The organism is Acinetobacter sp. UBA2063 (assembly GCF_002333245.1).
Taxonomy (GTDB): Bacteria; Pseudomonadota; Gammaproteobacteria; order Pseudomonadales; family Moraxellaceae; genus Acinetobacter; species Acinetobacter parvus.
Map to the genome: position 1 here is coordinate 9,993 of NZ_DDAH01000236.1, position 2,364 is coordinate 12,356.

The window sequence follows — 2,364 nt, forward strand, 5'->3', positions numbered from 1 at the left end:
CTTTAAATTCCCACGATTCCGTGCTCTGACCACCATCAAAATAACCTGTAAACTGGATCGTGCAATGATCCTTATATTTATTTAAGGATGCGGCATTGGTCTTGGTATCGGGTAGGGCATCAATGTTCTGAACCTGTTGCAGTTGTTGCAAAGGTGGCTTGGTTTGGGTGGATAATGTAGAACATGCAGTGAAACCAATACTACTGATTAAAGAAAGCAAAATGGTTTTAAAAGGCGTAATAGTCATTGTTTCATTCATTCCTGTAAATCTTGTTAAATCGTATTAATTTGATGAAGGTTGGCTCAGTTCAGCACGCTCAATAGGCACATTGCCATCATTGGTTCCAACCACGGCATCTTTGGTGTCCTGCCATTTTTTAGCAGTATATTGTTTGGCTTTTTCGGTTTGTTCCTGAACAATGACTGATTGCTCAGCAGTGTATTCCTTGGTACTTTTCCACTTTTCACTCATTTTCTGAGAGGTGTTTTCAGATGCACCCTGAATTGAGTCGCCAAGATTTTGTAGGCCTTTGCCTGTTTTATACAGCAATACACGACCGAGGCTAGGGTTATCACCATAAGGGAGTGTTTTTTCAGCCGTTGCAGTGTTTGTATTTGCTGTAGTTATATTTGTTTCGGCTGCCCAGAGAGAAGACGATGCGATCAGTGCAGTCACTAAACACAGTGAAGGTACTTTTTTCATCATCTTTTATCCTTTAAGCGATACGTAATCGAGTTTTTATATCTTATTAGGATGATGGTAAAAGTGAATATGTGATTATTGTTTAACGTATGTAGAATAATTTGTAGTTTAAGCAGCATTATCTTAAGAAATGCTTTTTATATTATTTTCAAATAACTTTTGAAAATTAATTACAGGAAGAATCGCTGGATCTAAATTTGACACTAGCAATACATTGCTTATAAATGCTCTAACATACGGATAGGCAATTGCAGGTGCATTAATATGTAAAAACTTTTCTGTTTTTACTAGTTCTTCATTTAAGATTGTATCTGTTTGGAAAATAGCTTCATAATCGCAATCAAGTTGGAATTTATTTTCAGCATTCAATGAAATTGAAAATTGAATGATAGCATCCATGTTACTTTCACTATTAACTATACCTACTCTTAATGACAACTCGAAGTCATTAGAGTTTTCTTTTACAAAGTCATCGATAATGGTATTTAAAGTTAATTTTCTAGTATGAAAAGTTTTAAGAGATATTTGCATTGTTAGGCTGCAACTTTATAAGTATCAGGTGTTGGCGAAATAGGATTTGATGCTGTAAAAACAGCATCAAACCTTTGTTGATCGTTAAAATTAATTGTTTGTATTTGATATATTTCTTCAATCTTAGAAGAAATGATGTTTTCCCAATCAGAAGAAGAAATAATTTCATTAAACGCTATTGAAGTATAGTGAGTGCCATTAACTATTGCAGTATCATCAATGTGTGCAAAACTTACGTCACAATTATCTGATTTGGTATGCTTTTTTAAAAAATTAGCATATTCCTCATGATTCATTGAGTGAAGTCTTGCTATAGCACGCTCAAGTCTGCTAGTAGTCATTATGTTTCCCCTTGACTTACAAGACACTTATATCTTGTAGATTAATTATACCATCTTTTTTAACACACAAGACAGTACTGTTCGGAACGTTAGATTTTAATTCTATATTTCGTTCATATGCATTGCTGGCAATTTTACATATATATAAATGATTTAATACGGCATGTAAATCTAAAAGATCGGCAATCATGTCCCAAATTCTCTTGTTGTCTTCAGAGAATATTCGGTCAGAGGGGAATTCGGAATTATGCTTTTGTAATAGTTCGCTTCTTAACGAATTAAACTCTTCTATTCCATTGTAATCTGTTACGTCTAACAGATGTTCATCATCAATATGTAAATTAACCTTTAAAATACTAATTTCATGCTCACGGAATCCTTTTTTATACTTGCACCAATTTCTTGCATGTTCAATTGGACACCCAATGCCCTCTGTAAAAAAATAAACACCACTTCCAAGCCAATCATTTGTAGCCTCACTTTTTTTAAAATTTTCCTTTAGAATTCTATCTTTTGCTGAATTCTTAGTCCCATGAAAAACGCTTTCTTGCATGTCACTTACTTATAATAAATAAAAAGCTATTTGTTAATGTATTGTAATCTGAACAAATTCTAAAGAGTAGAGAAAATAATATTATTTGAAATATTAAAAGCACCCTGTTCTTTAAACAGGGTGCTTTACATCTAACCCTGCAATACACTTACATCTGCAATCGCTGTGAATAAATCACGCAACTGAGCCAATAAACGTAAACGGTTGGCTTTTAACTCTGCATCATCTGCCATGAC

Annotated in this window: 5 protein-coding genes and 1 pseudogene; all 6 read right to left on the minus strand. The window is 33.7% G+C overall.

What is annotated here, in order from left to right; translation table 11 throughout:
- A pseudogene (locus tag B4H32_RS11340) lies at nt 1-247 on the minus strand (hypothetical protein); the annotation flags it as partial.
- A 36-nt stretch (nt 248-283) separates the two neighbouring features.
- Nucleotides 284-703 (minus strand): hypothetical protein, encoded by a 420-nt coding sequence (locus B4H32_RS11345; protein WP_004683335.1) that lies wholly within the window; start codon nt 701-703, stop codon nt 284-286.
- Between the two features lie 123 nt (nt 704-826).
- Nucleotides 827-1,234: a protein-export chaperone SecB gene (locus B4H32_RS11350; RefSeq protein WP_004683333.1), complete on the minus strand. Its 408-nt coding sequence runs from the start codon at nt 1,232-1,234 to the stop codon at nt 827-829.
- A 2-nt stretch (nt 1,235-1,236) separates the two neighbouring features.
- Nucleotides 1,237-1,575, minus strand: coding sequence for a hypothetical protein (locus tag B4H32_RS11355; protein WP_004683332.1), 339 nt, complete (start codon nt 1,573-1,575; stop codon nt 1,237-1,239).
- Nucleotides 1,576-1,591: 16 nt separating this feature from the next.
- Nucleotides 1,592-2,128: a hypothetical protein gene (locus B4H32_RS11360; protein ID WP_004683331.1), complete on the minus strand. Its 537-nt coding sequence runs from the start codon at nt 2,126-2,128 to the stop codon at nt 1,592-1,594.
- Nucleotides 2,129-2,259: 131 nt separating this feature from the next.
- On the minus strand, nt 2,260-2,364 hold a 105-nt coding region (locus B4H32_RS12890), incomplete at its 5' end, for a hypothetical protein (protein WP_414630969.1).